The organism is Roseateles sp. UC29_93 (assembly GCF_042695725.1).
Taxonomy (GTDB): Bacteria; Pseudomonadota; Gammaproteobacteria; order Burkholderiales; family Burkholderiaceae_C; genus Roseateles; species Roseateles noduli_A.
The window spans coordinates 6,181,693-6,208,580 of the sequence record NZ_CP170545.1 but is presented as its reverse complement, the minus strand read 5'-3'; the positions used below and the strand labels follow the sequence as shown (position 1 = coordinate 6,208,580).

The following is a 26,888-nucleotide window of genomic DNA, read 5'->3' as shown; positions in this document are numbered from 1 at the left end:
CCGACGACGTCGATCGACTCAGGGTTATCTAGCGTCCCTTGATCGTTGACACTTCAACTATCAATGCCTAAAGTGATCCCGTCAAGCAGTCCTCGCCCGACGCTCGCCGGGCTTCCCACCATGCGTATCACCTGCATCGGCGGCGGTCCCGCCGGCCTGTACTTCGCGCTGCTGATGAAGCGGCAGAACCCGGCGCACGACGTGACGGTGCTGGAGCGCAACCGCGCCGGCGACACCTTCGGCTGGGGCGTGGTGTTCTCGGACCAGACGCTGGCCGCGCTGCGCGAGGCCGACCCGAAGACGGCCGAGCAGATCCTGCAGTCCTTCAACCACTGGGACGACATCGCCGTCCACATCGACGGACGCACGATGGTGTCCGGCGGCCACGGCTTCTGCGGCATCGGCCGGCGCAAGCTGCTGGACATCCTGCGCGAGCGCTGCGAGGAACTGGGCGTGGTCCTGCGCTATGAGACGGATGTCGCCGACGACGCCGACATCGACGCCGACCTGATCATCGCCGCCGACGGGCTCAACAGCCGCCTGCGCCAGAAGTACGCCGCGACCTACCAACCCGACATCGACCTGCGGAACTGCCGCTTCGTCTGGCTGGGCACCACGAAGCTCTTCGACGCCTTCACCTTCGACTTCCAGAAGACCGAGTGGGGCTGGTTCCAGGCGCATGCCTACCGCTACGACGACACGCACTCGACCTTCATCGTCGAGACGCCGGAGTCGGTCTGGCAGGCCGCTGGCCTCGAGGGCATGAGCAAGGAAGAGGGCATCGCCTTCTGCGAAAAGCTCTTCGCCAAAGTGCTCGACGGCCATCCGCTGATCTCGAACGCGGCGCATCTGCGCGGCTCGGCGCAGTGGATCCGTTTCCCTCGCGTCGTCTGCAGGCGCTGGGTGCATCACAACGGTCGCGCGCCGGTGGTGCTGATGGGCGACGCGGCGCACACGGCGCATTTCTCGATCGGCTCCGGCACCAAGCTCGCGCTGGAAGACGCCATCGCGCTGGCGCGCGACATCGAGCGTCACGGCGGCGGCGTCGACAGCCTGACCGCGGCGCTGGAGGAATACGAAGCCACGCGGTCGATCGACGTGCTGCGCATCCAGAACGCCGCGCGCAACTCGACGGAGTGGTTCGAGAACGTCGAGCGCCACGCGCGGCTGGCGCCGGAGCAGTTCGCGTACTCGCTGCTGACGCGCTCGCAGCGGATCTCGCACGAGAACCTGCGGCTGCGCGATGCGCGCTACGTCGGCGAGTACGAGACGTGGCTCTCGCGGCGCGCGGGCCTGGACCGCGCGGCGCCCCCGATGTTCACGCCGTTCACGCTGCGCGGCGTGAGCTTGAAGAACCGCGTCGTCGTGTCGCCGATGGCGCAGTATTCCTGCGAGGACGGCCAGCCCGGCGACTACCACCTGGCCCACCTCGGCGCCCGCGCGATGGGCGGCGCGGGGCTGGTGTTCGTCGAGATGACCTGCGTCTCGCCGGACGCGCGCATCACGCCGGGATGCCCGGGCCTGTGGAACGACGCGCAGCGCGACGGCTGGCGGCGCATCGTCGACCACGTGCATCGCAGCTCGACCGCGAAGATCGCGATGCAGCTCGGCCACGCCGGCGCGAAGGGCTCGACGCGCGTGGCCTGGGACGGCATCGATCAACCGCTGGACGAGGGCAACTGGCCGTTGATCTCGGCCTCGCCGCAGCAGTATCTGGACGGCGTCAGCCAGTGGTCGCGCGAGATGACCCGCGCGGACATGGACCGCGTCAAGGCGGACTTCGTCGCCGCGACGCGCCGGGCCGCCGAGGCCGGCTTCGACTGGCTGGAACTGCACTGCGCGCACGGCTACCTGCTGTCGAGTTTCCTGTCGCCGTTGACGAATCAGCGCGGCGATGCGTTCGGCGGCTCGCTGGAGAACCGCCTGCGCTATCCGCTCGAAGTCTTCGCCGCGATGCGCGCCGTGTGGCCGCAGGATCGGCCGATGTCGGTGCGGATCTCCGCGAACGACTGGGTGCCCGGCGGCACGACGACCGAGGCCGCGGTCGCCATGGCCGAGGCCTTCAAGGCCGCGGGGGCCGATCTGATCGATGTCTCCTCGGGCCAGGTGAGCAAACAGGAGAAGCCCGTCTACGGCCGCATGTGGCAGACGCCGTTCAGCGAGAGCGTGCGCAACCGCGTCGGCATCGCGACGATCGCGGTGGGAGCGATCTCGGAGGCGGACCACGTCAACAGCATCATCGCGGCCGGCCGCGCGGACCTCTGCGCGATCGCGCGTCCGCACCTGGCCGATCCGGCATGGACGCTGACCGAGGCGGCGAGGATCGGCTACCTGTCGGGCCCGGGCCTCGACTGGCCGGCGCAGTACCTTTCCGGCAAGAGCCAGATGGAGCGCGAGTTCGAGCGCCAGCGTGCCACGGGCGGCGGGGCCGCCGCGCAGGAACAGGCCAACCGGGCGCTCGGCGTCTGAGACGGGAACCACCGACATGAGCAACAAGTACCCGCTCGAAGGCCTGCACGCCGTCGTCACCGGCGGCGGCTCCGGCATCGGCGCGGCGATCGCGCAGGCGCTGATCGCCGACGGCGCGCGCGTCACGCTGATGGGCCGGCGCATCGACAAGCTGAAGGAACAGCGCGACAGGCTGAACATCGACGGCGGCCCGTCCGTCGAACTGCAGGTCTGCGACGTCGGCGACGAGGCCAGCGTGCGCCAGGCCTTCGCGGCGGCGGTGGCCGCGGCCGGGCCGATCGACCTCCTGGTCAACAACGCCGGCCAGGTCGAGACGGCGCCGCTCGCGAAGACCTCGCTCGACACCTGGCAGCGCCTGCTCAACGTGAACCTCACCGGCAGCTTCCTGTGCAGCCGCGAGGTGCTTCCCGCGATGACCGAGCGCCGCTTCGGCCGCATCGTCAACGTCGCGAGCACCGCGGCGCTGAAGGGTTACGCCTACGTCGCGGCCTACTGCGCGGCCAAGCACGGCGTGCTCGGCCTCACGCGCGCGCTGGCGCTGGAGACGGCGCGCAAGGGCGTGACCGTCAACGCGGTCTGCCCGGGCTACACCGAGACTGACATCGTCGCCGGCGCAATCGACACCATCGTCGCCAAGACCGGCCGCACGCCGGATGAAGCGCGCGCCGAGTTGGCCTCGGCCAATCCACAAGGGCGGCTGATCGATCCGGCGGAGGTCGCCGCGTCGGTGGCGTGGCTGGCGCGCCGCGACAGCGGCTCGATCACGGGACAGGCGATCGCGGTCGCCGGCGGGGAGGTGATGTGATGCGCGATGCTGCACGAGATGCCACCCACGGTGCGACGCGCGCCGCGACGAAAGGGGCGGGTCCGGACGTCGACGACGATCCGGGCGCGGAGTTCGGCCCCGACCTGGAGTCGCGCATGCACGACGGCGATCACCAGGCGCTGCGGCTCTGGCTGCGTCTGCTGGCCTGCACGACGCGCATCGAGGACCAGATCCGTCAGCGCCTGCGCAATGACTTCGGCACGACGCTGCCGCGTTTCGACCTGCTCGCGCAGCTCGAGCGCAGTCCCGACGGCCTGACGATGCGCGAGTTGTCGCAGCGCCTGATGGTCACCGGCGGCAACGTCACCGGCATCACCGACCAGCTCGAGGCCGAGGGCCACGTCGTGCGCGAGCCGCATCCGTCGGACCGGCGCAGCGTCACGGTGCGGCTGACGCCGGCCGGGCGACGCCAGTTCAAGCGCATGGCCGCGACGCACGAGGGCTGGATCGTCGAGCTGCTGGCCGGCTGGCCGCCCGAACAGAAGACGCAGGTGTACGAGCTGCTCGCGGGGCTGAAGGGCCACCTCGCGCAGCTCGACGCCGCCCGCAAATGAACCTCACCGGGCAATGACCGCCACCAGCGACTGATCGCCGCGGCGAACCCGGGAAAAACAGGAGTACCCATCGATGGACAGCCATCTCATCAGCGGCAACACGCGCAGCCTGAAGGGCTTCGAGCCCCAACACTTCGCATGGCGCCAGGAAGGCGCCGTCGGCGTCATCACGCTGAACCGCCCCGAGCGCAAGAACCCGCTGACCTTCGAGTCCTATGCCGAGCTGCGCGACCTGTTCCGCACGCTGGCCTACGTGGACGAGGTGAACGCGATCGTCGTGCAGGGCGCGGGCGGCAACTTCTGCTCCGGCGGCGACGTGCACGAGATCATCGGCCCGCTGACGAAGATGGCGATGCCGGACCTGCTGGCGTTCACGCGCATGACCGGCGACCTGGTCAAGGCGATGCGCGCCTGCCCGCAGCCGGTGGTCGCCGCGATCGACGGCGTCTGCGCCGGCGCGGGCGCGATCATGGCGATGGCCTCGGACCTGCGCGTCGGCACGGCGCGCAGCAAGACCGCCTTCCTGTTCACCCGCGTCGGTCTGGCCGGCTGCGACATGGGCGCCTGCGCGCTGCTGCCGCGCATCGTCGGTCAGGGGCGCGCGTCGGACCTGCTCTACACGGGCCGCAGCCTGGGCGGCGAAGAGGCGCACCAGTGGGGGTTCCTCAACCGCATCGCCGAGCCGGACGCGCTGGAGGCTCAGGCCGTGGCCTGGGCCGCGGAGATCGCCGCCGGTCCGAACTTCGCGCATGCGATGACCAAGCGGATGCTGCACCAGGAGTGGACGATGGGCGTCGACGAGGCCATCGAGGCCGAGGCCCAGGCGCAGGCGATCTGCATGATGACGCAGGACTTCCACCGCGCGTACCACGCGTTCGTCGCGAAGCAGCGGCCCGAGTTCAAGGGCGATTGAGGACGGCCATGAATCATCAGAAGCATCTGGACTGGCCGTTCTTCGAGGACAGGCACCGCGCGCTCGCCAGCGAGCTGGACGGTTGGTGCGCGCGCAACCTGGCGCATGGCGCGGTCGATCACGACGACGTCGACACGAGCTGCAAATCGCTGGTGAAGGCGCTCGGCGCCGGCGGCTGGCTGCGGCACGCGGTGGCGGGCGAGGGCGAGGCCATCGACACGCGCGCCATCTGCCTGCTGCGCGAGACGCTGGCGCGGCACGACGGACTGGCGGATTTCGCCTTTGCGATGCAGGGCCTGGGATCGGGCGCGATCTCGTTGATGGGCACACCGGCGCAGCGCGAGGCCTATCTGCCGCGCGTCGCGCGTGGCGAGGCGCTGGCGGCGTTCGCGCTCTCCGAGCCGGAGGCCGGGTCGGACGTCGCCGCGATGCAATGCGCGGCGCGCGAGGACGGCGAGCACTACGTCATCGACGGCGAGAAGACCTGGATCTCCAACGGCGGGATCGCGGACTTCTACGTCGTGTTCGCACGCACGGGCGAAGCGCCCGGATCACGCGGCATCAGCGCGTTCATCGTCGACGCCGGCACGCCGGGCTTCGAGATCGCCGAGCGCATCGACGTGATCGCGCCGCATCCGCTGGCGCGCCTGCGTTTCGCCGGCTGCCGCGTGCCGAAGACCGCGATGGTCGGCGCGCCGGGCGAGGGCTTCAAGGTGGCGATGCGCACGCTGGACGTGTTCCGCACCTCGGTCGCCGCGGCCTCGCTGGGCTTCGCGCGGCGGGCGCTCGAGGAAGGGCTGAACCAGGCCAAGGAGCGCGCCATGTTCGGCGCCACGCTGGCCGACCTGCCGCTGACGCAGGCCAAGCTGGCCGACATGGCCTGCACCGTCGACAGCAGCGCGCTGCTGGTCTACCGCGCCGCATGGGAGCGCGACCAGGGCCGCACGATCACGCGCGAGGCGGCGATGGCCAAGCTGATGGCCACCGAAGGCGCGCAGCGCGTCATCGACGCGGCGGTGCAGCTGCACGGCGGCCGCGGCGTGCGGCGCGGCGAGATCGTCGAGTCCCTGTACCGCGAGATCCGCGCGCTGCGCATCTACGAAGGGGCCAGCGAGGTCCAGCAACTGATCATCGGACGAGACCTGTTGAAGAACGGATAAGGACGCGCTCATGCACCGCACCGCCCACCAGGACACCTTTGCTCGCGACCACCTGCCGCCGCAGGACCAGTGGCCGGCGCTGGTCTTCGATTTGCCGGAGCTGCAGTTTCCGGAGCGGATGAATTGCTCGTGGGATCTGCTGGACCGCTGGGTGGCCGAAGGGCAGGGCGGTCGGACGTGCGTGATCGGCGGCGACGGTCGCGGCGGCGAGATCCGCTGGACCTACGCCGAGCTGCAGGCGCATGCCAACCGCATCGCCAACGTGCTGGTGAACGAGCTGGGCGTGGTGCCCGGCAACCGCGTGCTGCTGCGCGGCGCCAACACGCCGCAGATGGCGGCGTGCTGGTTCGCGGTGATGAAGGCCGGCGCGATCGCGGTGGCGACGATGCCGCTGCTGCGGGCCAAGGAACTGGGCCAGGTCATCGACAAGGCCCGTGTCTCGCATGCGTTGTGCGACGCGGCGCTGGCCGACGAACTGGAGACCGCGCGCGCGCAGTGTCCCGTGCTGGTGAGGGTGTGCCTGTTCCGCAGCAATGCGCCGGACGGGATGGAAGCGCTGGCCGAGCGCCAGTCGGCCAGCTTCGAGAACGTCGACACCGCCTCCGACGACTGCGCGCTGATCGCGTTCACCTCCGGCACGACGGGACAGCCCAAGGGCACGATGCACTTCCACCGCGACGTGCTCGCGATCTGCCGGTGCTGGCCGGTGCACTGCCTGCGCGCCCAGGCCGACGACGTCTTCATCGGCAGCCCGCCGCTGGCCTTCACCTTCGGCCTCGGCGGCCTCCTGCTGTTCCCGCTGAGCGTCGGCGCGACGGCGGTGCTGCTGGAGAAGGCCTCGCCCGATGCCCTGCTGCCGGCCATCGCCCGGTACCGTGCGACGGTGTGCTTCACCGCGCCGACGTCCTATCGCGCGATGGCCGCGGCGATCGCCGCGGCAGGCACCGGCGCGGTCCGGGCGCACGACCTGTCCTCGCTGCGCAAGTGCGTCAGCGCCGGCGAGGCGCTGCCCGCCGCGACGCGTCAGTTGTGGAAGGACACGACGGACATCGAGATGATCGACGGCATCGGCGCGACCGAGATGCTGCACATCTTCGTTTCGCACACCGAGGAGACGGCACGCCCCGGCGCGACCGGCAAGCCGGTGCCGGGCTATCGCGCCCGCGTCGTCGACGACGAGGGCAACGATGTGCCGCAGGGCAGCGTCGGCAAGCTCGCGGTCCAGGGCCCGACCGGCTGCCGCTACCTGGCGGACGACCGGCAGCTCAAGTACGTGCAGCGCGGCTGGAACCTCACCGGCGACGCCTACCTCATCGATGCCGACGGCTACTTCGTCTACCAGGCGCGCACCGACGACATGATCATCTCCGGCGGCTACAACATCGCCGGCCCCGAGGTCGAGTCCGCGCTGCTCGCGCATCCGGCGGTCGCCGAGTGCGCGGTGGTCGGCGTGCCCGACGACGAGCGCGGCCAGGTCGTGAAGGCTTTCGTGGTGCTCAAGCCGGGCTCGCTCGGCGGGACCGACGAAGCCGGCGCTGATCAAGGCCCTGCAGGACTTCGTCAAGGCCACGATCGCCCCGTACAAGTACCCCCGTGCGATAGAGTTCCGCGCCAGTCTGCCCCGCACCGAAACGGGCAAGCTGCAGCGCTTCCGCCTGCGTGAGCAGTAACCGCAGTCTTCCGACCGACCGTCCCCTTTCCTCCCCGGAGAAGCCGATGAAGAAGCCGTCGAAGTCCCCCGCGTTCCTGCCCGCCCCGACCGTCGCCCGCACCGCGTCCGCGGCGCTCGTCGCGTTCACCGCGCTGGCCGTGACCGTCCCCGCCGCGCAAGCGGCTGACAAGCTCAAGGTCGGCATGCTGAGCACCTTGTCCGGCGCGGGCGCCGGCCTGGGCGTCGACATCCGCGACGGCTTCGCGCTCGCGGTGCAGCACAACGGCGGCAAGCTGGGCGGCCTGACGGTGGAGACCGTCACCGCCGACGACCAGCAGAACCCCGAGGTCGCCAAGCAGTCCGCCGAGCGGCTGCTCAAGCGCGACAAGGTCGACATCATGACCGGCATCGTGTTCTCCAACGTGATGCTGGCGGTCGGCCCGAGCGTCTTCGCCGCGCAGGTGCCCTACGTCAGCGCCAACGCCGGCCCGTCGCAGTACGCGGGCGAGCAGTGCAACCCCTACTTCTTCAACGTCGCCTGGCAGAACGACAACCTGCACGAGGCCATCGGCAAGACGGTGATGGACAAGAGCTTCAAGAAGGTCGTCGTGCTCGCGCCCAACTACCCGGCGGGCAAGGACGCGGTGGCGGGCTTCCGGCGCTACTACAAGGGCGCGGTCGCCGACGAGATCTACACCAAGCTCGGCCAGCTCGACTACTCGGCGGAGCTGGCGCAGGCGCGCGCGGCCAAGCCCGACGCGATGTACATCTTCCTGCCCGGCGGCATGGGCATCAACTTCATCAAGCAGTTCGTCGGCGCGGGGTTGTCCAAGGACATCACGCTGTTCGGGCCGGGCTTCTCCGCGGACGAGGACGTGATCAAGGCCGTCGGCGAGCCGATGCTGGGCATGTTCAACAGCTCGCACTGGGCGCATGACCTGGACAACCCGGCCAACAAGCGCTTCGTCGCGGACTTCGTCAAGGCCTACGGCCGGCTGCCCTCGCTGTACGCGAGCCAGGGTTACGACGCGGCGCAGCTGATCGGCGCGGCGGTGCGCGACGTGAAGGGGAAGATCGAGGACAAGCCCGCGCTGCTGAAGGCGCTGAAGGCGGCGAAGTTCGAGTCGGTCCGCGGCCCCTTCCGCTTCAACCACAACCAGTATCCGGTGCAGGACTACTACCTGCGCGTGATCACCAAGGACCCGCAGGGCCGCGTGACCAACCGGACGCTGGGCAAGATCTTCGAGCAGCACGCGGACGCGTACGCGCCGCAGTGCAAGATGAAGTGACTGAGGTGACTGAAGTGACGAGCGGGAGCCCATCGAGATGGACGCGATCCTGATCGCCGAGCAGGCCCTCAACGGCCTGCAGTTCGGGCTGATGCTGTTCCTGCTGGCGGCCGGCCTGACGCTGGTCTTCGGCATCATGGACCTGATCAACCTGGCGCATGGCTCGCTGTACATGGTCGGCGCCTACCTGGCCGCCGCGGCGATCGCGGCGGGCGCGCCCTTCGGGGTGGCGGTCCTGGCCGCGGTCGCGGGCACGGCGCTGTTCGGCATGCTGTTGGAAGTGACGCTGCTGCGCCGGCTCTACCAGCGCGATCACCTCAGCCAGGTGCTGGCGACCTTCGCGCTGATCCTGATGCTCAACGAGGGCGTGCGCATGATCTGGGGCGAGCAGCCGCTGCTGCTCAACACGCCGGCGGCGTTGTCCGGCCCCGTCGAGTTGCTGCCCGGCCTGATGTACCCGGCCTACCGGCTGCTGATCATCGGCGTGGGGCTGGCGGTCGCCGTCGGGCTCTACCTGCTGGTGACACGCACGCGCTGGGGCATGTGGGTGCGCGCCGGCGCGTCCAACCGCGCGATGACCACGGCGATGGGCGTGCCCGCGGACCGGCTGTTCACGGCGGTCTTCGGCATCGGCGCGGCGCTGTGCGCGCTGGCCGGATCGCTGCTGGGGCCGCTGCTGGCGGTGCAGGTCGGCATGGGCGAAAGCATCCTCATCCTGGCCTTCGTCGTGATCGTCATCGGCGGCATCGGCTCGATCCGCGGCGCGCTGGTCGGCGCGCTGCTGGTGGGGCTGGTGGACACCGGCTCGCGCACGCTGCTGCCGGCGGTGCTGCGGCAGGTCGCGTCGCCGGAGGTGGCGTCCACGCTGGGCCCGTCGCTCGCGGCCATCCTCATCTACGTGCTGATGGCGGCGGTGCTGTTCTGGAAACCGCGCGGCCTGTTCCCCGCGAGAGGCTGATCCGATGACCGATCCGATCACCCGCCCCACCGACCCGTTGCGTCCCCGGCGCACGCTGCTGCACCACCGCGCCGGCGGTGCCTGGATCTGGGCGCTGTTCGTCGCGCTCGCGGCGCTTCCGCCGCTGCTGCAGGCGCTGGGCCTGGAGTTCTACACGGTGGTCGCGACCCGCGTGTTGATCTTCGCGATCGCGGCGGCGAGCCTGAACCTGATCCTCGGCTTCGGCGGCCTGGTGAGCTTCGGCCATGCGGCCTTCGTCGGGATCGGCGCCTACACGGTGGGCGTGCTGGCGGACGCGGGCGTGACCTCGGCCTGGATCGCCTGGCCGGCGGCGATGGGCCTGTCCGGTGCGGCGGCGGCGCTCATCGGCGCCATCAGCCTGCGCACGCGGGGCGTCTACTTCATCATGATCACGCTGGCCTTCGCGCAGATGTTCCATTACCTGGCCGTCTCGCTGAAGGCCTACGGCGGCGACGACGGCCTGCCGGTGCCGGCGCGGTCCGCGCTGAACGGCCTGCCGGTGAACCTCGCCGACGACGCGTCCTTCTACTGGGTCGCGCTGGGGCTGTTCGCGCTGGTCTTCGCGGGACTGCGGCGGCTGGTCAATTCGCCGCTGGGCTGGTTGCTGCAGGCCGCGCGCGAGAACGAGACCCGCGTCACCGCGACCGGCGGTCGCGTCTTCGCGGTGCAGTGGACGGCCTTCGTCGTCGCGGGTGCGATCGCGGGGCTCGCCGGCGCGCTGCTCGCGAATCTCAACGGACTGGTCTCGCCGCACCTGATGCACTGGTCGCAGTCGGGGCAACTGATGGTGATGGTGATCCTCGGCGGCGCCGGCGCGCTGTGGGGCGGACCGATCGGCGCGGCGGTGTTCCTGCTGCTCGAGGAACTGCTGTCCGGCGTGACCATTCACTGGCAGTTTGCGCTCGGCGCGATCCTGCTCGTCGTGGTGCTCTTCGCGCCGCGTGGACTGGCGGGGATCTTCGACCGCTTCGGTGTGAAGCAGGCGACGTCCTCGACGGCGCCGTCGAAGTCCAAGGGAGCCGCGCATGCGTGACACCACGACGGCGCCCTTGTCATCGTCTTCATCGCCGCTGCCGGAGCTCTCGCTGCTCCAGGTCCATCGGCTGGTGAAGCGTTTCGGCGCGCTGACGGCGACGGACGAGGCCAGCTTCGACGTCCGCGCCGGCGAGACCCACGCGCTGATCGGCCCGAACGGCGCTGGCAAGACCACGCTGATCCACCAGATCTCCGGCGCGCTGGCGCCCGACGGCGGCGGCATCTTCTTCGACGGCGAGGACGTGACCGCGCTGCCGATGCCGCGCCGCGTGCGCGAGGGCCTGGTGCGTTCGTTCCAGATCACCAGCATCTACCGCCGCTTCACCGTGCTGGACAACGTCGTGCTGGCGGTGCTCGCGCGGCGGCCGTCGGCACCACCGTGGTGGCGCGCGGCGCGCGCGGACGAGGCCGCCTATGCCGACGCCGAGGCGATGCTGACGCTGGTCGGTCTCGCGGCGATGGCCGACCGCGTCGCGGGCAGCCTGGCGCATGGCGAGCAGCGTCAGCTGGAACTCGCGCTGGCACTGGCCGCGCGGCCGCGGTTGTTGCTGCTCGATCAGCCGATGGCCGGCATGGGCCCGGACGAATCGGCGCGGATGGTCGAGCTGCTGTCCGCGCTGAAGGCGCAACGCCTGACCCTGCTGCTGGTCGAGCACGACATGGACGCGGTGTTCAAGCTCGCCGATCGGGTCTCTGTGCTGGTGAGCGGGCGCGTGATCGCGACCGGCTCGCCGGACGAGATCCGCAACGATGCGGCGGTGAAGCTGGCCTACCTCGGCGACGAAGCGGACGCGGAGGTGGCGCCATGAGCGACGCGCTGCTCGAGATCGAAGGGCTGCGTGCCGGCTACGGCGACAGCCAGGTCCTCTTCGGCCTGGACCTGCGCATCGCGGCGGGCGAGGTCGCGACGCTGCTGGGCCGCAACGGCATGGGCAAGAGCACGACGCTGCGCTGCCTGACCGGCTGGCTGGCGCCGAACGGCGGCCGCATCCGCTTCGCGGGCGAGGACGTCACCGGCTGGCGCGCCGACCGCATCGCGCGCCTGGGGCTGGCGATCGTGCCTGAAGGCCGGCAGATCTTCCCCAACCTCAGCGTGCTGGAGCACCTGCGGGCCTTCGAGGCCAACCGTTGCCGCGCGACGGAGCCCTGGACCGTCGAGCGCGTCTTCGCGCTCTTCCCGCGGCTGAAGGAGCGCGAGAGCAACATGGGCCAGCAGCTGTCGGGCGGCGAGCAGCAGATGCTCGCCATCGGCCGCGCGCTGGTGACCAATCCGCGGCTGCTGGTGCTGGACGAGGCCACCGAAGGCCTCGCCCCATTGATCCGCGAGGACATCTGGCGCTGCCTGGACACGCTCCGGCAGGCCGGGCAGACGATCCTGGTGGTCGACAAGTACGTCAAGCGGCTGATCAGGCTGGCGGACCGGCACAGCATCCTGGAACGGGGTCAGGTCGTGTGGCGTGGCGACTCCGCGGCGCTGGCGACCGATCAGGGGCTGTGGCACCGGCACCTGGGTGTGTGAGCCGAGACCGAACGACATGACGAGGAGGGCGACATGACGGCTGCTTTCGAGCGCGAGGTGCTGATCCGCTTCGGGCATTGCGACCCGGCGGGGATCGTGTTCTTCCCGCGCTACTTCGAGATGCTGAACGCCTTCGTCGAAGACTGGTTCAACGAGGGGCTGGTCGTGCCTTACGCGGAGCTGCTCGGCCCGCGCCGCGTCGGCCTGCCGACGGTGCAGCTGCAGACCAATTTCGAGCGCATCAGCCGCCAGGGCGAGCGGCTGACGCAGCGGTTGTGGATCGAGCGCGTCGGGCGCAGCTCGCTGTCGCTGCGAGTGAGCTTCGACGGCGCGGACGGTCCGCGCGTCAGCTTCGGGCAGGTGCTGGTGTGCACCTCGCTCGAGACGCACCAGTCGCAACCTTTCCCCGAGGACGTCCGCGCCGCGCTGGTGCGGGCGGTCCAGCAGCAGCAATCCCATCAATCGTCAGAGCAGTAGAGGAGTCACGACGATGAGCAACAACAACGACAACAACAACAACAACAACAACGACAACGACAACGAAAACACAGGCGCCGCCAAGCGCGTGCTGCAGCCCGCGGGCTGGGCGCCGCCGCGCGGTTACGCGAACGGCGTGGCCGCGACCGGCACGGTGGTCAGCGTGGCCGGGCAGATCGGCTGGAACGGCCACTGCCAGTTCGAGAGCGACGACTTCATCGACCAGTGCCGCCAGGCGCTGGTCAACATCAAGGCGGTGCTGGCCGAAGCCGGCGCGGAGCCGCGGCACATCGTGCGGATGACCTGGTATTTGCTCGACAAGCGCGAGTACGTCGCCCGGGGCCGCGAGGTCGGGCAGGCCTACCGCGAGGTGCTGGGCAGCGAGTACGGCATCGCGATGACCGCCGTCCAGGTCGCGGGTCTGATCGAGGACCGTGCGAAGGTTGAAATCGAGGTGACAGCGGTGGTGCCGGCGCGGGACTAGGATCGACATCGACCCGCCGCGAACGACGGCCTCCGGCCAGCGCGCACCGCCGGCCTCCACGCATTCAAGAACGGAAGAGACACATGAGCCACGCATCCAAGGCCGCGAAGGCCGCATTCCACTGGGACGATCCGCTGCTGCTGGAACAGCAGCTGACCGACGACGAACGCGCCGTGCGCGACGCCGCGGCGGCCTACTGCCAGGACCGGCTGGCGCCGCGCGTGCTGGAGGCCTTCCGGCACGAGAAGACCGACGCGGCGATCTTCCGCGAGATGGGCGAGCTGGGCCTGCTCGGCCCGACGATCCCCGAGGAATACGGCGGTGCCGGCCTGAACTACGTCTGCTACGGCCTGATCGCGCGCGAGGTGGAGCGCGTGGACAGCGGCTACCGCTCGATGATGAGCGTGCAGAGCTCGCTGGTGATGGTGCCGATCAATGAATTCGGCAACGAGGCGACCAAGCGCAAGTACCTGCCCAAGCTGGCCAGCGGCGAATGGATCGGCTGCTTCGGCCTGACGGAGCCGAATCACGGCTCGGACCCAGGCTCGATGGTGACGCGCGCGCGCAAGGTCGACGGCGGCTATTCGCTGAGCGGCAGCAAGATGTGGATCACCAACAGTCCGATCGCCGACGTGTTCGTCGTCTGGGCCAAGGACGACGGCGGCCAGATCCGCGGCTTCGTGCTGGAGAAGGGCTGGAAGGGCCTGAGCGCGCCGGCGATCCACGGCAAGGTGGGCCTGAGGGCGTCGATCACCGGCGAGATCGTGATGGACGAGGTCTTCTGCCCGGAGGAGAACGCCTTCCCCGACGTGCGCGGACTGAAGGGCCCGTTCACCTGCCTGAACAGCGCGCGTTACGGCATCGCGTGGGGCGCGCTGGGCGCGGCGGAATTCTGCTGGCACACGGCGCGGCAGTACACGATGGACCGCCAGCAATTCGGCAAGCCGCTGGCGGCCAACCAGCTGGTGCAGAAGAAGCTGGCCGACATGCAGACCGAGATCACGCTGGGCCTGCAGGGCTGCCTGCGGCTGGGCCGCATGAAGGACGAGGGCACGGCGGCGGTGGAGATCACGTCCATCATGAAGCGCAACAGCTGCGGCAAGTCGCTGGACATCGCGCGCACGGCGCGGGACATGCTGGGCGGCAACGGCATCAGCGACGAGTTCGGGATCGCCAGACACCTGGTCAACCTGGAGGTGGTCAACACCTACGAGGGCACGCACGACATCCATGCGCTGATCCTGGGGCGCGCGCAGACGGGGATTGCGGCGTTCTGAGGTGGCGCTTCCTCGAGGGGAAAAGGGCGCTGCGGCGCCTTTTTCTTGCCCAAATCATATGCAGAACCTTGCAATTTTGCGTGGTTCTGCATATGGTTTGGGCGTGACCTCAATTGAAAATTTCTTGGATGAGCACCTCGCGTCTGGGCGAGAGACCTTCACGCGCCGCGAAATTGCTGCGGAGCTGACGCTGACGACCTCGGGGCTGGAGTCGGCCCTGACACGCCTTGGGGCGCGTCATCGCATCGTCAGTCCTTACAAGAATTTCTACGTCATCCTGCGGCCCGAGGACGTGGTCGTCGGTGCCTCCGATGTCGATCGGTGGATCGATGCCTTGATGAAGCATCTCGGCCTGGACTATCGAGTCTCGCTGTTGCGAGCCGCTGCGCTGCACGGCTCATCGCATCAAGCGGCGATGGTTTTTCAGGTGATCGTTCCGAAGCAGCTGCGCGGCTTTGAGATCGGTCGGCAGCGCATCCAGTTCCTGACGCAGGCAGCGAGCCAATTCAAAGCCGTCAATCAGGACGAATTTCTGACAAGAATCAAATCGCCCTCTGGCTTTGCGAAAGCGGCGGGCGTCGAATTGACGCTCCTTGACGCGGCCCGCTATTCAGACAGCGCGGGCGGCATCAACGGCGTCGCACAAATGGTCATGACCTTCGGCGACAGGGCCGTCCCCCGGCGCTTGTCTCAGTTGGCAGTTCATTACGAGACGCCGTGTGTACGACGACTCGGTTTTCTTCTTGAGTACTTCCAACACGACAAGCAGGCGAGAGCCCTTGAGGCCTTTGCCGCCGCAGCGAAAACGACGGTGCTGTTGGATCCGGCGGCCAAGCCGGTGATCGCCTCGCTGGCGGAGGACTTCGAGAAGAACGCCAAATGGAAGCTCCTCTTGAACGGGGAGGTGGAGATAGACCTTTGATTCCGCAGGCATACATCAACGATTGGAAAGCACATGCGCCTTGGACCAACTCACGACAGGTCGAACAAGACCTGATCATCTGCCGCGCGCTGTGTGACCTGTTCAACTCGCCGGCCCTGAAGGGCCGGATCGCCTTTCGTGGTGGCACTGCCATCAACAAGCTGCTGTTCCCCGAGCCGCTGCGCTACTCGGAGGACATCGACCTCGTGCAGACGAGGCCCGAGCCGATCGGCAAGACCATCGATGCCATCCGGGAGGCTCTGGCCTGGCTCGGCGTACCGGCCCGGAAAGTGGCCGCGCATTCGCTGCACTTGAACTACAGGTTCAATCCGGAAGGGGCGCCGGACGAGCGACTGCTGCTCAAGGTCGAGATGAACACCCGGGAGCACGCGAACCTGATGGGGCTGCGCGAGATGTCTTTCGACGTGCGAAATGGCTGGTACAGCGGCGCATGCGACATCACCACCTTCGCGCCGGAGGAGCTCTTCGGGACGAAGTTGCGCGCGCTGCTCCAGCGCCGGAAGAATCGCGACCTCTTCGATCTGCATCACGGTCTGGAGTCTCTCGATCTCGACGCGCGCATGGTCATCATGGCCTTCGACCATTACCTCGGCCTGGAAGGAACAACGATCACTCGAGCCCATGCCGAAGAGCGCATGCTCAAGAAGCTGATCGCCAGTCTGACCGACGACATCGGGCCACTGCTGCCGGCGGGCATGCGATTCGAGGAGGCGGATGCGATCGCTGCGTTTGAGAACGTCTGGCGCAAGGTGATCGCCCATCTCCCTGGCGATGCATGGAAGCGGACCTCCGACGTGCTGGACGAGTTTCGCGTCCGCAAGTTTCCGCGCCTGCTCGAAGGCGTGTAGCTGCTCGGACCACTTTGCCCAAGTCATATGCAGAACACCGCAGTTTTGCATCGTTCTGCATATGGATTGGGCGGGTGAAAATCGTTGGAGGTTCCTTCCCATCGAGGTCTCCGGGCGAATCGTGACGATCCCGGTCAGAAGCGCTCGACGAGGGCCTGCAGAGACATCGCGACGATGTTCTGAAGCATGTGTGGGACAAGAAGGATCAGGAAGTGATGCGAGCGCCCGGCGTCTCTCCATCGCAGCCACGCCCATGCGAAGACAGCGAACGATGCGGCGGGGCCGAAGAACCACATGGAGTGAAGCGCACCGTGGGCAGCGCCTGCGATCAGGCCGATCACCATGCTGGGCGCCCATACCGCCCGCGTGATGCTACGGGCCACTGATCCGACGGCCCAGAGGAGTAGCGACTCCATGAGTGGTGACAGAAGCACCGCGCCGACCCAGTCGATGAACTGGATCGCCATGTTCGGCATGGGCGGCGCTGGCAAGCCGGTCGCTTGCGCGACGATGGTCGCGAGTCCCTGCAGTCCTGTCGCCGCCAGCAGCGAGAGGACCAAGACCTTCAAGCAATAGATGAATAGCGGTCCCGTGACGTCCAGAGTAAAGCGCCGCGAATCGAGTGGGCGGAGCGGTCGCGCATTCTGTTCGGCACTCATTGGATTCAGGCTCATGAGTTGTCGAGAGGTGCGGGACGCGCCAGCGAGCGATCGACGACCGCGCTGGCGCGTCGTCACCTTATGCGGTCATCTGCGAGCGGCCAATCTGCTCCCAGGTCCCGTCGTCTGCGCCACCGGGAGCCTTCTCGCCTACCCAGGAGCCGAACCCCTTGATGGCGTCCCAGGCTGCGGAGGCCACGAGGCTCTTCCAGAAGCCGCCAGCAACCTGATCAATCTCGTCATCGGTCAACTCGACCAAACCATCGACATCAGTCATTGATTCTTTCTCTCGATTGGCCCAAAGCACTCGGCCTGTGGCTACCTGCGACATTGCAGGTGAACGCGCGCCATGACGCCGATCTGAGGCGTCTTGGGTGCCCGCTTCAGGGCAACATCGCGGTCCATTCTGCGAAGAAGGTTGTCGCCTGAATAGAACTCAGATTAGCTAGCTCATTGATGTCATTGAGTGTGACGCCATCTGATCCGATGATGCCGGAATCGATCTCGTGCCCGGAAAATCGCATCATGAACATGAAGTCATCGGCCGCTCGCAAGTCCATCACCGTGCACACCATCAGGCGCGCGAGTCAGCGGTTGATGGCTCGCGGGCGCGACCGTGAGCCATCGCCTGAAGTGCACGCGCTGATGCCCAGCCGCGATGACATCCAGAAGGCCGCAAACAATGCCCTCGGGCGGTGGCTGGAGGGTCAAGAGAACCGCTTCATGAATTGCCTGAGCAAGCACGACGAGGCGACCGCCGCTCTGTCGTGAATGCGACAGCGATACCGAAGCTCCGGTAGCACGATCCCCCGCTGACCGGCCCCGTTCGATGGTCCGGCGCGATCAGGAGACGCTCATGGACGACATCACCGCCCGCATTCCCTCGCTCAAGGGCCAGGTCAGCGACGCCGAATGGCAACTGCGCGTGGACCTCGCCGCGTGCTACCGGCTCGTCGCGCGCTACGGCTGGAGCGACCTGATCTTCACGCACATCAGCGCGCGCCTGCCCGGTGACGCGCATGAGTTCCTGATCAATCCCTACGGGCTGATGTTCGACGAGATCACCGCCTCCAGCCTGATCAAGGTCGACGCGTCGGGCAACAAGCTGCAGGAGACGCCGTTCCCGGTGAACCAGGCCGGCTTCATCATCCATTCCGCGATCCACGCGGCGCGGCACGACATCGGCTGCGTGCTGCACACGCACACGCGCGCCGGCGTGGCGGTGTCGGCGCAGAAGGGCGGGGTGCTGCCGATCTCGCAGCAATCGACCTTCGTGCTGGCCTCGCTCGCGTACCACGACTACGAGGGCGTCGCGATCCGCCCTGACGAGCAGCCGCGGCTGCAGAACGACCTCGGCGACAAGATCTTCTACTGCCTGCGCAACCACGGGCTGCTGACCGTCGGCAAGACGATCGGCGATGCCTTCCTGTCGATGTACACCTTCGAGAGCGCTTGCCAGATCCAGATCGCGGCGCAGGCCGGCGGCGTCGAGCTAACGCCCGTCCACGACGCGATCATCCGCGGGACCGCCGAGTCGATGCGCGTGCAGACCGGCGGCCTGGGCGGGGCGTTCGTGTGGCCGACGCTACTGCGGCAGGCGAGAAGGCAGTGTCCCGGCTTCGACGTGTGAAGCAGCAGCGTCTGAGACGCGCCTATCTGTCGTAGCGCCTGGCGCGCTCCCGATGGACGGCGATGTCATCGTCGAACGATTGGACCCGCCCACCGCCGAAGGCGGCGACCCATCCGGCGATCGCGGCGAACACCGCCAGCGCTGCCGCGGCACCGAGCGGTCCGCCCAGGATCGCGACGGCGATCGCGCCGAGCGCGCAAATGAGCGCCACCGCGCCGAGCACCAGGCGCCGCCCCCACAGCCAGCCCTGATACAGGACTCGCTCTGAGCCGCCGACGCGCGCGTCAGTGCCGAGCTTGTCCTCGTGGAACAGCTGCCAGAACACCCAGAATGTGCAGGGGATGAGCAGCATCCCGCCGGCGATCCGTCCGGGCTGGCCGCGGTGAGCGATCAGCAACCACAACGCAGCGCACGCCATGCCGATGCCCAGCGTGACGAAGATCCATCGTTCAATGACTTCCCAGCGCTCCCGTTGCGCCATGTGTGCTTCTTCCCAGACAGGAGAGGCGCATTCGCCCCGACGAAGCGCATTGTCCTTCCGCCAGCAGGATCGTCCTCACGGCTTGATCGCCGCCAGCAGCGCGATCGCGCTGATGCCGACGATCGCGAAGATCGGCGCATGGGGATCCAGGCCGGGCAGGGCGCGCATCGCCGGTGTCAGCCCGAGCGCCTATCGGAAGAGCTTCGGCCAGCGGTGATCGCCAGCCGCGCGGCAGGCGGCGGGTTCATAACCCCCAGGAACGAAAGAATGATCCGGGTCGACATGCCGGACGGTCTTCCCCCCGCCTAGCATGGGCCGACCCCGGCGCACGACCGGGGCTTCACAGGAGACAAGATGATTCGCAGATCCCTGATCGCGGCGGGTTCGGCGGCGCTGGCCGCGATGATGCTGCCGGCGACCGCCTTCGCGCAGACCTACCCGGACCGCCCCGTGCGGCTGATCGTGCCGTACGCGCCCGGCGGCAGCGCGGACATCGTCGCGCGCCTGATCTCGGACGAATGGGGCAAGGCGCTCGGCAAACCGCTGGTGGTCGAGAACAAGGCCGGCGCGGGCGGCAACGTCGGCGTGGCCGAGGTCGCGAAGTCCGCCGGCGACGGCTACACCATCGGCCTGCAGACGGTCTCGCTCGCGATCAATCCGGCGCTGACGCCGAAGATGCCCTACGACACGCTCAAGGACCTGGCGCCGATCGGCATGGTCGCGAGCTCGCAGCACGTGCTCGTCGTCAACGAACAGGTGCCGGCGAAGTCGGTCAAGGAGCTGATCGCGCTGGCGAAGAGCCGGCCCGGCAAGCTCTCCTACGCGTCGGCCGGCACGGGCAGCACCTTCCACATGTCGGCGGAGCTGTTCAAGGCGGTCGCGGGCGTAAGCATCGTCCACATCCCGTATCGCGGCGGCGGTCCCGCGTTGAGCGACACGATCGGCGGGCAGGTCGAGATGTCCTTCCCGGTGCTGTCGGCGGCGCAGGGCCACGTGCAGTCGGGCAAGCTGCGAGCGCTGGGTGTGACCGGACCGAAGCGCTCGCCGCTGATGCCGGACGTGCCGACGATCGCGGAGGCCGGTGTCCCGGGTTATTCCTTCGAGACCTGGTTCATGGTCTTCGCGCCGGCGGGCACGCCCCGGCCCGTGATCGACAAGCTGAACGCGTCGCTGCACGCGGTGCTCACCGCCCAGGCGGTCAAGGACCGGATGGCGAAGGAAGGTTTCGAGGCCACGCCGTCGACGCCGGCGCAGGCGCGCGCGCGGCTGGAAAAGGAACTGCCGCAATGGGCGAAGCTGGTGAAGGAGCGGGGGATCACCGCGGATTGATCACCGCGGACGGGTCGCCTCGGTTTGGGCGCCGCGCCGTCGCCGCGCTCGTACGTCAGCGCGCCTTCGACGCGGCGGTCGCGGCCGGCTTTGCCGACGAGATCGGCGTGGTCTGGAGTTCCGCGGCGCGGCGGCCGAAGACCTCGTAGAAGAAGAAGACGCTGTCTTCCTCGCCGTTGGCCATGCGCTTGAAGACCTTGCCCATCGGGTTGCTGAAGCCACTGGGCAGCGTGCGCATGCCCATGGGCAGGTCGCCGAGGACGAGCGCACGCTCCTTCTCGGTGGGGTGGTCCCAGCGCGCGCCGGGCAGGTTGCGGACCATCACCTCGCCGACATAGCAGCCCAGGATGAGCAGCGTCTTCTGCATCGATTCGGCGGTGTTGCCTTCGGCGCGCCACTTCAGGATCAGCGCGTCGACCTGCCGGAGGCTCTCCGGCGAATAGTCCAGCTTGATCTGCTGTTGCTGGAAGATGGTCACGGCCATCCCGGCGAGCTTCGCGGCGACTTCCGGCGACCAGCCGGGACGGGGCGAGGGCGGCGAGTCGTCGATCCAGGCCGCGGAGGCGGGCGATCGGGGCGACGCGGGGGACGAGGTCTGTGCTTGCGCCTGCGTGGCGAGCAGGGCGGCCACGAGCAGCGGCAGGAAGCGGAACAGGGTCATGATCGGCGGCGGATTCGACAAATGAAAACGCCGCTCTGTGGCGGCGCGGTCGGATTCTGTGTCGAGGCGAGGGCGATGCCCGCCGGACTCCCCCGTCACGGCGCCGGCGAGCGTCCATTTGTCACGCGCCGGAAGTTGCCGCGCACGGCGTCGCTGCGGCTCAGAGCCAGACCCTCGGCCGGCGACCGAGGCTGGCCTCGCTGAGCAGGCGACGCGTCTTCGGATCCAGGGCGTCCGGGGCGGCCTGGGCCAGCGCGATCCGCGCGAAGTCCGGCAGCCCGATCAACGACGTGGCGATGCGGGCCTTGCGTCGCGACACGTCCTCCAGCACGAACCACTTCATCGTCGGCGAGAAGCGGATGCGCCGCACGTCGGACCATCGCATCACGCCCCGGCCGCCGAATCGGCGCCCGAAATCGATGCTGTCCTCGGACACCTGGTGGCGGGCGAAGAAGTAGTCCGCGACCATGGGCAGCGCCATCAGCCCGAGCACGCCGAAGCAGAGCGCGGTGCCGAACGTGGCCACGGGGTGCGTGCCGGTCATGAAGGACACGGCGGCGAGCCAGAAGAAGAACGCCGCGCTGATCGTGCCGATCACGAGCGAGCTCATCGGGTGGCGCAGTTCAATGGACATCGGTGGAATTCGCTTCGGGTCGCTGGCGCGCGGCGCTGTCGGCCGCAGGCGCCGAGTATCTACGCGGCGGCTGCAGCCGCTGCAGCCGCTGCAGCCGCCGCCTTCGGCCGGACCAGCGGCTGGGCGTTGAGGAACAGCACGAGTCCGCGCACGGTGTCGGTGTCCTTGTGGAACGGGTTGGCGGCCCAGTTGTCCAGCGATCGGCACGCGCGGTCGGCGACGGTCTCCACGACGCTCAAGTCGAGCTCCTCGGGATCGATGTGCAGGTCGGCGACCATCCGATCGTCGGCCCGGACGGGGAATCCGCTCAAGCGGTAGGCGACGTGGATCTCGCTCTGCAACGCTTCATGGATTGCTCGCACGATCCACGGGTCGACCTGGCGGAGATCGAAGTCGCGCGAGAACTCGCAGATCGACTGGCCCGCGCGGGCGGCCGCCAGGGCGCGCAGGGCTGCGTCCGTCCGCCTCAGCTGCGGGAGGCCCCGCCCGAAGTACCAGGCGGCCGCCACGCCCGCGATCACGGCGGTCACTGTGAGCACGCCGACGGGATCTCGAACCAGCCTCCACAAGTACCACTCGGCGAGGGCCACGAGCCCGCCCCCAAGCACCACGGGAGCGGCAACCCGTTGCCAGCGGTTGGGCGACTCGGGGCTGGCCTTCGGCATTCGGCGGGACGGGATGCGCATCGGGGGATTCTCTGCGATGCGCGCGGTGGCACTTTCCGGGCGAATGCCCGGGGAGGTAGTCCCTCCGAAGGGTGGGGCCGCTCCGGGACATCCCCAGACATCGTCCCTCGCGACGCGGCTAGCATCCCCCGCCAAGAAAAGACCATCGCCGGTCGCCTGCGCGGCGCGGCGCAACAGGGAGTTCCCGATGACACCGATCTCCGTCGCGCGCCGCTGCGCGCTGTCGCTCGCCTTCGCGCTGGCCGGCCTGCATGGCGTCGCCCATGCGCAGCCGGCGCCCGTGCCGGCCTCCGTGCCGCCGGAGGTGTTCTTCAAGAACGCCGAGCTCAATGAGGCCAAGCTCTCGCCGAACGGCAAGCGCCTGGCCGTTGCCGCGCCGGGCGGCCCCGGACTGCGGGTGGGTCTCTACGTGTTCGAACTGGGCGCCAAGATCGAGGCCCGCCGCGTGGTGCAGTTCGCCAACGACGACGTCGGCGACTTCTACTGGGTCAACGACGACAAGCTGGTCTTCTCCGCGACCGATCGGCGCGTCGCCTCCGGGACCCACTACCAGGCCAGCGGGCTGTTCTCGGTCGCGGCGGATGGCTCCGGCATCCGGCAACTGGTCCAGCGCGAGCACGAGACCGAAGGCGAGCGCAAGGCCTTCGGCGGCGCGCTGACCTGGAATCATCGGCTCCTCACCGTGCCCTTCCCCCATGAGGGCGAACCGGGCAATCGGGTGCTCGTCGGCAAGTTCGGCCTCAACCGCTCCAACAACCGCAGCGCCTACACCCCGTTCTGGCTGAACGTCGACACCGGCCGCGCACTGCCCGCGACCTTCGACGAACCTCGCGGCGCCGTGCGCTTCCTCTTCGACAGTCATGGCGAGGCCCGCCTCGTGATCACCGAACAGGAGAACGTGCAGGTCGTCCACTGGCGCGGACCGGGCGAGAAGACCTGGGCCGAACTCACGCGCGGCGACCTGCTGGGTCTGCCCTTCGTCCCCGTCGCGGTGGACGACACCGGCCGCCTCTTCGTGAAACGGCTCGAAGGCGCGCAACGCTATGAGGTGCTCACCCGTTTCGATTTCCAGACCGGCAAGCCGGAACCCCGCGCCCTGCTCAGTGCCCCGGGGTTCGACGCACAGAGCGCGGTGATCCGGGATGCGGGGCGCACGGTCGGCCTGCGCTACCAGACCGATGCGCAGGCGACGGCGTGGTTCGACCCCGCGATGCGTGACTTCCAGAAACTGGTCGACGCGCGCTTCACCGAAGGCGTCAACGTCGTCCAGTGCGCGCGATGTGGCAAGGCGGACATGGTCGCCGTGGTGCGCAACTTCTCGGACCGGGAGCCTGGCGAGTACTGGATCTACCGGGCCGCCGCCGCCGAGGCCGACCGCTGGCAGGCGGTCGGCCGCCAGCGCCCCGACGTCGACCCGCGGGCGATGGCCGGCCAGGAGCTGCACCGCATCAAGGCCCGTGACGGCGCCGACCTGCCGGTGTGGCTCACGCTGCCGCGGGGCGTCGCGCCAGGCAAGCCGGCGCCGGCCGTGGTGCTGGTTCACGGCGGCCCCTTCGTGCGCGGCCGCGTCTCGGGAATGGGACGGCTGGGCGCAATTCCTCGCTTCGCGCGGGTATCTCGTCATCGAGCCCGAGTTCCGCGGCAGCGAGGGCTACGGCGACAAGCACTATCGCGACGGCTTCCGCCAATGGGGTCAGGCCATGCAGGACGACATCGCCGACTCGCTGGTCTGGGCGCGCCAGCAGAAGCTCGCCTCGGACCGCGCCTGCATCGCGGGCGCCAGTTACGGCGGCTATGCCACGTTGATGGGGCTGGCCAAGGACGGCGCGCTGTATCGCTGCGGCGTGGCCTGGCTCGGCGTGACCGACCTGATGCTGCTGGTCAAGGGCGACAGCTGGGTGGATGACGACCTCGGCAGCTCCTACCGCAGCTACATGGCGCCCACGATGGTCGGCGATGCGGTCAAGGATGCCGACATGCTCAAGGCCAATTCCCCGGTGCTGCTGGCCGACCGCATCCGTGCGCCGCTGCTGCTGGCCTACGGCGAACGCGACGTCCGCGTCCCCATCGAGCATGGCGAGCGCATGCGCGACGCGCTCGTGAAGGCGGGCCGTCCGCCCGAATGGATCACGTACCGCGGCGAAGCCCACGGCTTCGGGAACCTGGACAACAGTGTCGACTTCGCCAAGCGCGTGGAGGTCTTCCTCGCCAAGCACCTGAAGGACGGGCAAGGCACCCAGCCAGGCGGGCAGTAAGCCGCCGCGCCCGCGTCATCGCGAGCGGTGGAAGACTCGATCCGACTTCAGTCTTCCGCCGGCGCGCAGGCCAGCATCGCCGCCACCAGGGTCGCCCCCTGCCGCTCCCGCAGGCAGTAGAGGTACTCCCGCACCAGCGGCACGTCCTGCTCGAAGGGCAGGGCGATCAGGTCCGGGTGTCGCCCGGTCTCGTGCGCCGCGAAGATGCTGAGCCCCAGCCCGCGCACCACCGCCTCGCGCAATGCCTCCCGGCTGGCGATCTCCATCTGCGCCTTCGGGCGCACGCCGGCTGCGTCCAGCGCCTGCTCGCTCAAGGTCCGCGTCATCGAGCCGCGCTCCCGCACCAGCAGCGTCTCCTCCGCCAGCGCCGTCAGCGACACCGCCGTGCGCCGCGCCAGCGCATGGCCGCGCGGCAGCAGCAGCACCAGCGGGTCGGCACCCAGCTCGACGCGGTGCAGCCGCGCGTCGTCCACCAGGTGGCTGGAGGTCGCCAGGTCCACTTCGTAGGCCAGCAGCGCGTCCACCATCTGCCGTGAATTGCCGGCCGCGATGCTGAGCTCCACCCGCGGGTGCCGCGTCCGGAACCGCTGCGCCAGCGTCAGCGTGTAGTACGGCGCGGTCGCGCCCAGCCGCAGCGCGCCGCCCCGCAGTTCGGCGGAATCGCGCAACGCGAACTCGATGTCCAGCTCCTGCTGCAGCAGCGCGTCCACCTGCGGCATCAGCCGCCGGCCCGCGTCGCTCAAGCTCAAACGCCCGCCGCCGCGGTGGAACAGCTCCACCCCGTACTGCTCCTCCAGCGCGCGAATCTGCGTCGTCACCGTCGGCTGCGACAGCCCCAGCTGCTTGGCCGCGCCGGTGATGGACCCCAGCCGCGCCACGGCGAAGAAGGCCTTCAGCTGGTTCACGAGCACCGGAGGGCTCCCAAATCGGCCAATACCGGTTTCCACGAACTTGGGGCGTTTGACGCGTCAATGACATATGCCATTCCTACAGTGTCCCCCATCGATTCCCCCGATGGAGCGCTCATGCCGATCACTTCCCTGCCGACCTCCAGGTCGACCCCGCTGTCGACCGTCCTCCACGCCGCCGCGGCGCTGGCCCTGGCCGCGATCGCCGCGTTCACCAGCCCCGAGGTCCATGCCCAGGGCACCCAGGGCCCTCAGGGCAAGACCGAGCTGCTGGTCTACAGCGCGCTCGAGGCCGACCAGATCAAGGCCTACAAGACTGCCTTCGAGCAGGACCATCCCGCCATCGAGCTGAAGTTCGTCCGCGAGTCCACCGGCATCGTCACCGCCCGGCTGCTGGCCGAGAAGGCCAACCCGCAGGCCGACGTCGTGTGGGGACTGGCCGCGACCTCGCTGATGCTGCTGGACAAGGAGGGCATGCTCGCGGCCTACGCGCCCAAGGGCCTGGAGCAGGTCCGCGCCACGATGCGCGACCCGCGTCCGCAGCCGACCTGGGTCGGCATGGACCTGTGGTCGTCGGCCGTCTGCTTCAACACCGCCGAGGCCGCGAAGCACAACCTGCCCAAGCCCGCCTCCTGGGCCGACCTGACCCAGCCCGTCTACAAGGGCCTGCTGACGATGCCGCATCCGGCCTCCAGCGGCACCGGCTACCTGATGGTCTCCGCCTGGCTGCAGATGATGGGCGAGGCCAAGGGCTGGGCCTTCATGGACGCGCTGCACCAGAACATGGGCGTCTACACGCACAGCGGCTCCAAGCCCTGCCGGCAGGCCGGCGCCGGCGAGTTCCCGGTCGGCCTGTCCTTCGAGTACCGCGCCAACAAGACCAAGAAGGAAGGCGCGCCCATCGACATCGTCTTCCCGAAGGAGGGCCTGGGCTGGGACGTCGAGGCCACCGCCGTCATGAAGACGACGAAGAAGCCGGAGGCCGCCCGCGCGCTGGCCGACTGGTCCGTGACGCGCAAGGCCAACGAGCTCTACGCGAAGAACTTCGCCGTGCTGGCGCTGCCCTCGGTGCAGGAACAGCTGGAGTACGTGCCCTCCGATCTCGACAAGCTGCTGGCGAAGAACGACTTCAACTGGGCCGCCGCGAACCGCGATCGCATCCTCGCCGAGTGGTCGCGCCGCTACGAGGCCAAGGCCGAGAAGAAGTAATCCGGGGCTCCC

28 protein-coding genes and 1 pseudogene are annotated in these 26,888 nt (G+C 68.7%); 21 read left to right on the top strand and 8 right to left on the bottom strand.

Going from position 1 to position 26,888, the window contains the following annotated elements:
* The first annotated feature begins 120 nt into the window (after positions 1 to 120).
* The 16 genes and pseudogenes from ACFJIX_RS28700 (at position 121) to ACFJIX_RS28625 (ending at position 16,424) form a co-directional block, all read left to right on the top strand.
* Positions 121 to 2,469 (top strand): bifunctional salicylyl-CoA 5-hydroxylase/oxidoreductase, encoded by a 2,349-nt coding sequence (locus ACFJIX_RS28700; protein WP_377156213.1) that lies wholly within the window; start codon positions 121 to 123, stop codon positions 2,467 to 2,469.
* Between the two features lie 16 nt (positions 2,470 to 2,485).
* On the top strand, positions 2,486 to 3,274 hold the full coding sequence (locus ACFJIX_RS28695; RefSeq protein WP_377156212.1) for an SDR family NAD(P)-dependent oxidoreductase: 789 nt from the start codon (positions 2,486 to 2,488) through the stop codon (positions 3,272 to 3,274).
* A complete protein-coding gene (locus ACFJIX_RS28690) occupies positions 3,274 to 3,849 on the top strand; it encodes a MarR family winged helix-turn-helix transcriptional regulator (RefSeq protein WP_377156210.1) in 576 nt (191 codons plus the stop codon). The genes ACFJIX_RS28695 and ACFJIX_RS28690 overlap by 1 nt, the downstream gene beginning before the upstream one ends.
* Positions 3,850 to 3,922: 73 nt before the next feature.
* Positions 3,923 to 4,762: an enoyl-CoA hydratase family protein gene (locus ACFJIX_RS28685; protein ID WP_377156208.1), complete on the top strand. Its 840-nt coding sequence runs from the start codon at positions 3,923 to 3,925 to the stop codon at positions 4,760 to 4,762.
* Positions 4,763 to 4,770: 8 nt separating this feature from the next.
* Positions 4,771 to 5,922 carry an acyl-CoA dehydrogenase family protein gene (locus ACFJIX_RS28680; RefSeq protein ID WP_377156206.1) on the top strand — a complete coding sequence of 384 codons (1,152 nt, stop codon included), beginning with the start codon at positions 4,771 to 4,773 and terminating at the stop codon, positions 5,920 to 5,922.
* Between the two features lie 10 nt (positions 5,923 to 5,932).
* Positions 5,933 to 7,592: pseudogene (locus ACFJIX_RS28675) on the top strand (benzoate-CoA ligase family protein).
* A gap of 46 nt (positions 7,593 to 7,638) precedes the next feature.
* Positions 7,639 to 8,862, top strand: a complete 1,224-nt coding sequence (locus ACFJIX_RS28670; protein ID WP_377156204.1) for an ABC transporter substrate-binding protein — start codon at positions 7,639 to 7,641, stop codon at positions 8,860 to 8,862.
* A gap of 37 nt (positions 8,863 to 8,899) precedes the next feature.
* Complete coding sequence (locus tag ACFJIX_RS28665) at positions 8,900 to 9,820, top strand: branched-chain amino acid ABC transporter permease (RefSeq protein ID WP_377156202.1); 921 nt, start codon at positions 8,900 to 8,902, stop codon at positions 9,818 to 9,820.
* A 4-nt stretch (positions 9,821 to 9,824) separates the two neighbouring features.
* Positions 9,825 to 10,874, top strand: coding sequence for a branched-chain amino acid ABC transporter permease (locus ACFJIX_RS28660; protein WP_377156200.1), 1,050 nt, complete (start codon positions 9,825 to 9,827; stop codon positions 10,872 to 10,874).
* The gene (locus ACFJIX_RS28655; protein WP_377156198.1) at positions 10,867 to 11,685 is read left to right on the top strand and encodes an ABC transporter ATP-binding protein; all 819 of its coding nucleotides are present in this window, start codon (positions 10,867 to 10,869) and stop codon (positions 11,683 to 11,685) included. The genes ACFJIX_RS28660 and ACFJIX_RS28655 overlap by 8 nt, the downstream gene beginning before the upstream one ends.
* Positions 11,682 to 12,395, top strand: coding sequence for an ABC transporter ATP-binding protein (locus ACFJIX_RS28650; protein ID WP_377156196.1), 714 nt, complete (start codon positions 11,682 to 11,684; stop codon positions 12,393 to 12,395). Before ACFJIX_RS28655 ends, ACFJIX_RS28650 begins: the two co-directional genes overlap by 4 nt.
* Positions 12,396 to 12,428: 33 nt before the next feature.
* A complete protein-coding gene (locus tag ACFJIX_RS28645) occupies positions 12,429 to 12,872 on the top strand; it encodes an acyl-CoA thioesterase (protein ID WP_377156195.1) in 444 nt (147 codons plus the stop codon).
* Between the two features lie 13 nt (positions 12,873 to 12,885).
* The gene (locus ACFJIX_RS28640) at positions 12,886 to 13,356 is read left to right on the top strand and encodes a RidA family protein (RefSeq protein WP_377156194.1); all 471 of its coding nucleotides are present in this window, start codon (positions 12,886 to 12,888) and stop codon (positions 13,354 to 13,356) included.
* A gap of 83 nt (positions 13,357 to 13,439) precedes the next feature.
* Entirely contained in the window at positions 13,440 to 14,633 is a 1,194-nt protein-coding gene (locus ACFJIX_RS28635) for an acyl-CoA dehydrogenase (RefSeq protein WP_377156193.1), read from the top strand.
* A gap of 103 nt (positions 14,634 to 14,736) precedes the next feature.
* On the top strand, positions 14,737 to 15,555 hold the full coding sequence (locus ACFJIX_RS28630; RefSeq protein WP_377156191.1) for a type IV toxin-antitoxin system AbiEi family antitoxin: 819 nt from the start codon (positions 14,737 to 14,739) through the stop codon (positions 15,553 to 15,555).
* Complete coding sequence (locus ACFJIX_RS28625) at positions 15,552 to 16,424, top strand: nucleotidyl transferase AbiEii/AbiGii toxin family protein (RefSeq protein WP_377156189.1); 873 nt, start codon at positions 15,552 to 15,554, stop codon at positions 16,422 to 16,424. Before ACFJIX_RS28630 ends, ACFJIX_RS28625 begins: the two co-directional genes overlap by 4 nt.
* A 134-nt stretch (positions 16,425 to 16,558) precedes the next feature.
* On the opposite strand, the gene ACFJIX_RS28620 is transcribed toward ACFJIX_RS28625, so the two are convergent.
* Entirely contained in the window at positions 16,559 to 17,098 is a 540-nt protein-coding gene (locus tag ACFJIX_RS28620) for a hypothetical protein (protein WP_377156187.1), read from the bottom strand.
* Positions 17,099 to 17,162: 64 nt separating this feature from the next.
* The gene (locus ACFJIX_RS28615; protein WP_377156185.1) at positions 17,163 to 17,360 is read right to left on the bottom strand and encodes a hypothetical protein; all 198 of its coding nucleotides are present in this window, start codon (positions 17,358 to 17,360) and stop codon (positions 17,163 to 17,165) included.
* Between the two features lie 212 nt (positions 17,361 to 17,572).
* Between ACFJIX_RS28615 and ACFJIX_RS28610 the strand changes: the two genes are divergently transcribed.
* Positions 17,573 to 17,854 carry a hypothetical protein gene (locus ACFJIX_RS28610; RefSeq protein WP_377156183.1) on the top strand — a complete coding sequence of 94 codons (282 nt, stop codon included), beginning with the start codon at positions 17,573 to 17,575 and terminating at the stop codon, positions 17,852 to 17,854.
* A gap of 85 nt (positions 17,855 to 17,939) precedes the next feature.
* Positions 17,940 to 18,713, top strand: a complete 774-nt coding sequence (locus ACFJIX_RS28605) for a class II aldolase/adducin family protein (protein ID WP_377156182.1) — start codon at positions 17,940 to 17,942, stop codon at positions 18,711 to 18,713.
* 22 nt (positions 18,714 to 18,735) lie between these two features.
* On the opposite strand, the gene ACFJIX_RS28600 is transcribed toward ACFJIX_RS28605, so the two are convergent.
* The gene (locus ACFJIX_RS28600) at positions 18,736 to 19,194 is read right to left on the bottom strand and encodes a hypothetical protein (RefSeq protein WP_377156180.1); all 459 of its coding nucleotides are present in this window, start codon (positions 19,192 to 19,194) and stop codon (positions 18,736 to 18,738) included.
* Positions 19,195 to 19,548: 354 nt separating this feature from the next.
* Between ACFJIX_RS28600 and ACFJIX_RS28595 the strand changes: the two genes are divergently transcribed.
* Complete coding sequence (locus ACFJIX_RS28595) at positions 19,549 to 20,523, top strand: tripartite tricarboxylate transporter substrate binding protein (RefSeq protein WP_377156179.1); 975 nt, start codon at positions 19,549 to 19,551, stop codon at positions 20,521 to 20,523.
* A gap of 55 nt (positions 20,524 to 20,578) precedes the next feature.
* Here the strand turns inward: ACFJIX_RS28595 and ACFJIX_RS28590 are convergent, their stop codons facing one another.
* The 4 genes from ACFJIX_RS28590 to ACFJIX_RS28575 all read right to left on the bottom strand — a co-directional run bounded on the left by ACFJIX_RS28590 (position 20,579) and on the right by ACFJIX_RS28575 (position 23,543).
* Entirely contained in the window at positions 20,579 to 21,184 is a 606-nt protein-coding gene (locus tag ACFJIX_RS28590; RefSeq protein WP_377156178.1) for a DUF6278 family protein, read from the bottom strand.
* A gap of 160 nt (positions 21,185 to 21,344) precedes the next feature.
* A complete protein-coding gene (locus tag ACFJIX_RS28585) occupies positions 21,345 to 21,818 on the bottom strand; it encodes a hypothetical protein (protein WP_377156177.1) in 474 nt (157 codons plus the stop codon).
* 59 nt (positions 21,819 to 21,877) lie between these two features.
* Positions 21,878 to 22,504 carry a hypothetical protein gene (locus ACFJIX_RS28580; RefSeq protein WP_377156175.1) on the bottom strand — a complete coding sequence of 209 codons (627 nt, stop codon included), beginning with the start codon at positions 22,502 to 22,504 and terminating at the stop codon, positions 21,878 to 21,880.
* 118 nt (positions 22,505 to 22,622) lie between these two features.
* Complete coding sequence (locus ACFJIX_RS28575; RefSeq protein WP_377156174.1) at positions 22,623 to 23,543, bottom strand: hypothetical protein; 921 nt, start codon at positions 23,541 to 23,543, stop codon at positions 22,623 to 22,625.
* A gap of 103 nt (positions 23,544 to 23,646) precedes the next feature.
* Here ACFJIX_RS28575 and ACFJIX_RS28570 point away from each other — a divergent pair, with 103 nt between their 5' ends.
* The gene (locus ACFJIX_RS28570) at positions 23,647 to 24,759 is read left to right on the top strand and encodes an alpha/beta hydrolase family protein (protein WP_377156172.1); all 1,113 of its coding nucleotides are present in this window, start codon (positions 23,647 to 23,649) and stop codon (positions 24,757 to 24,759) included.
* Positions 24,760 to 24,806: 47 nt separating this feature from the next.
* On the opposite strand, the gene ACFJIX_RS28565 is transcribed toward ACFJIX_RS28570, so the two are convergent.
* Positions 24,807 to 25,670, bottom strand: coding sequence for a LysR substrate-binding domain-containing protein (locus tag ACFJIX_RS28565; protein WP_377156170.1), 864 nt, complete (start codon positions 25,668 to 25,670; stop codon positions 24,807 to 24,809).
* A 114-nt stretch (positions 25,671 to 25,784) separates the two neighbouring features.
* Between ACFJIX_RS28565 and ACFJIX_RS28560 the strand changes: the two genes are divergently transcribed.
* Positions 25,785 to 26,876, top strand: coding sequence for a putative 2-aminoethylphosphonate ABC transporter substrate-binding protein (locus ACFJIX_RS28560; protein ID WP_377156168.1), 1,092 nt, complete (start codon positions 25,785 to 25,787; stop codon positions 26,874 to 26,876).
* The last annotated feature ends 12 nt before the right edge of the window (positions 26,877 to 26,888 follow it).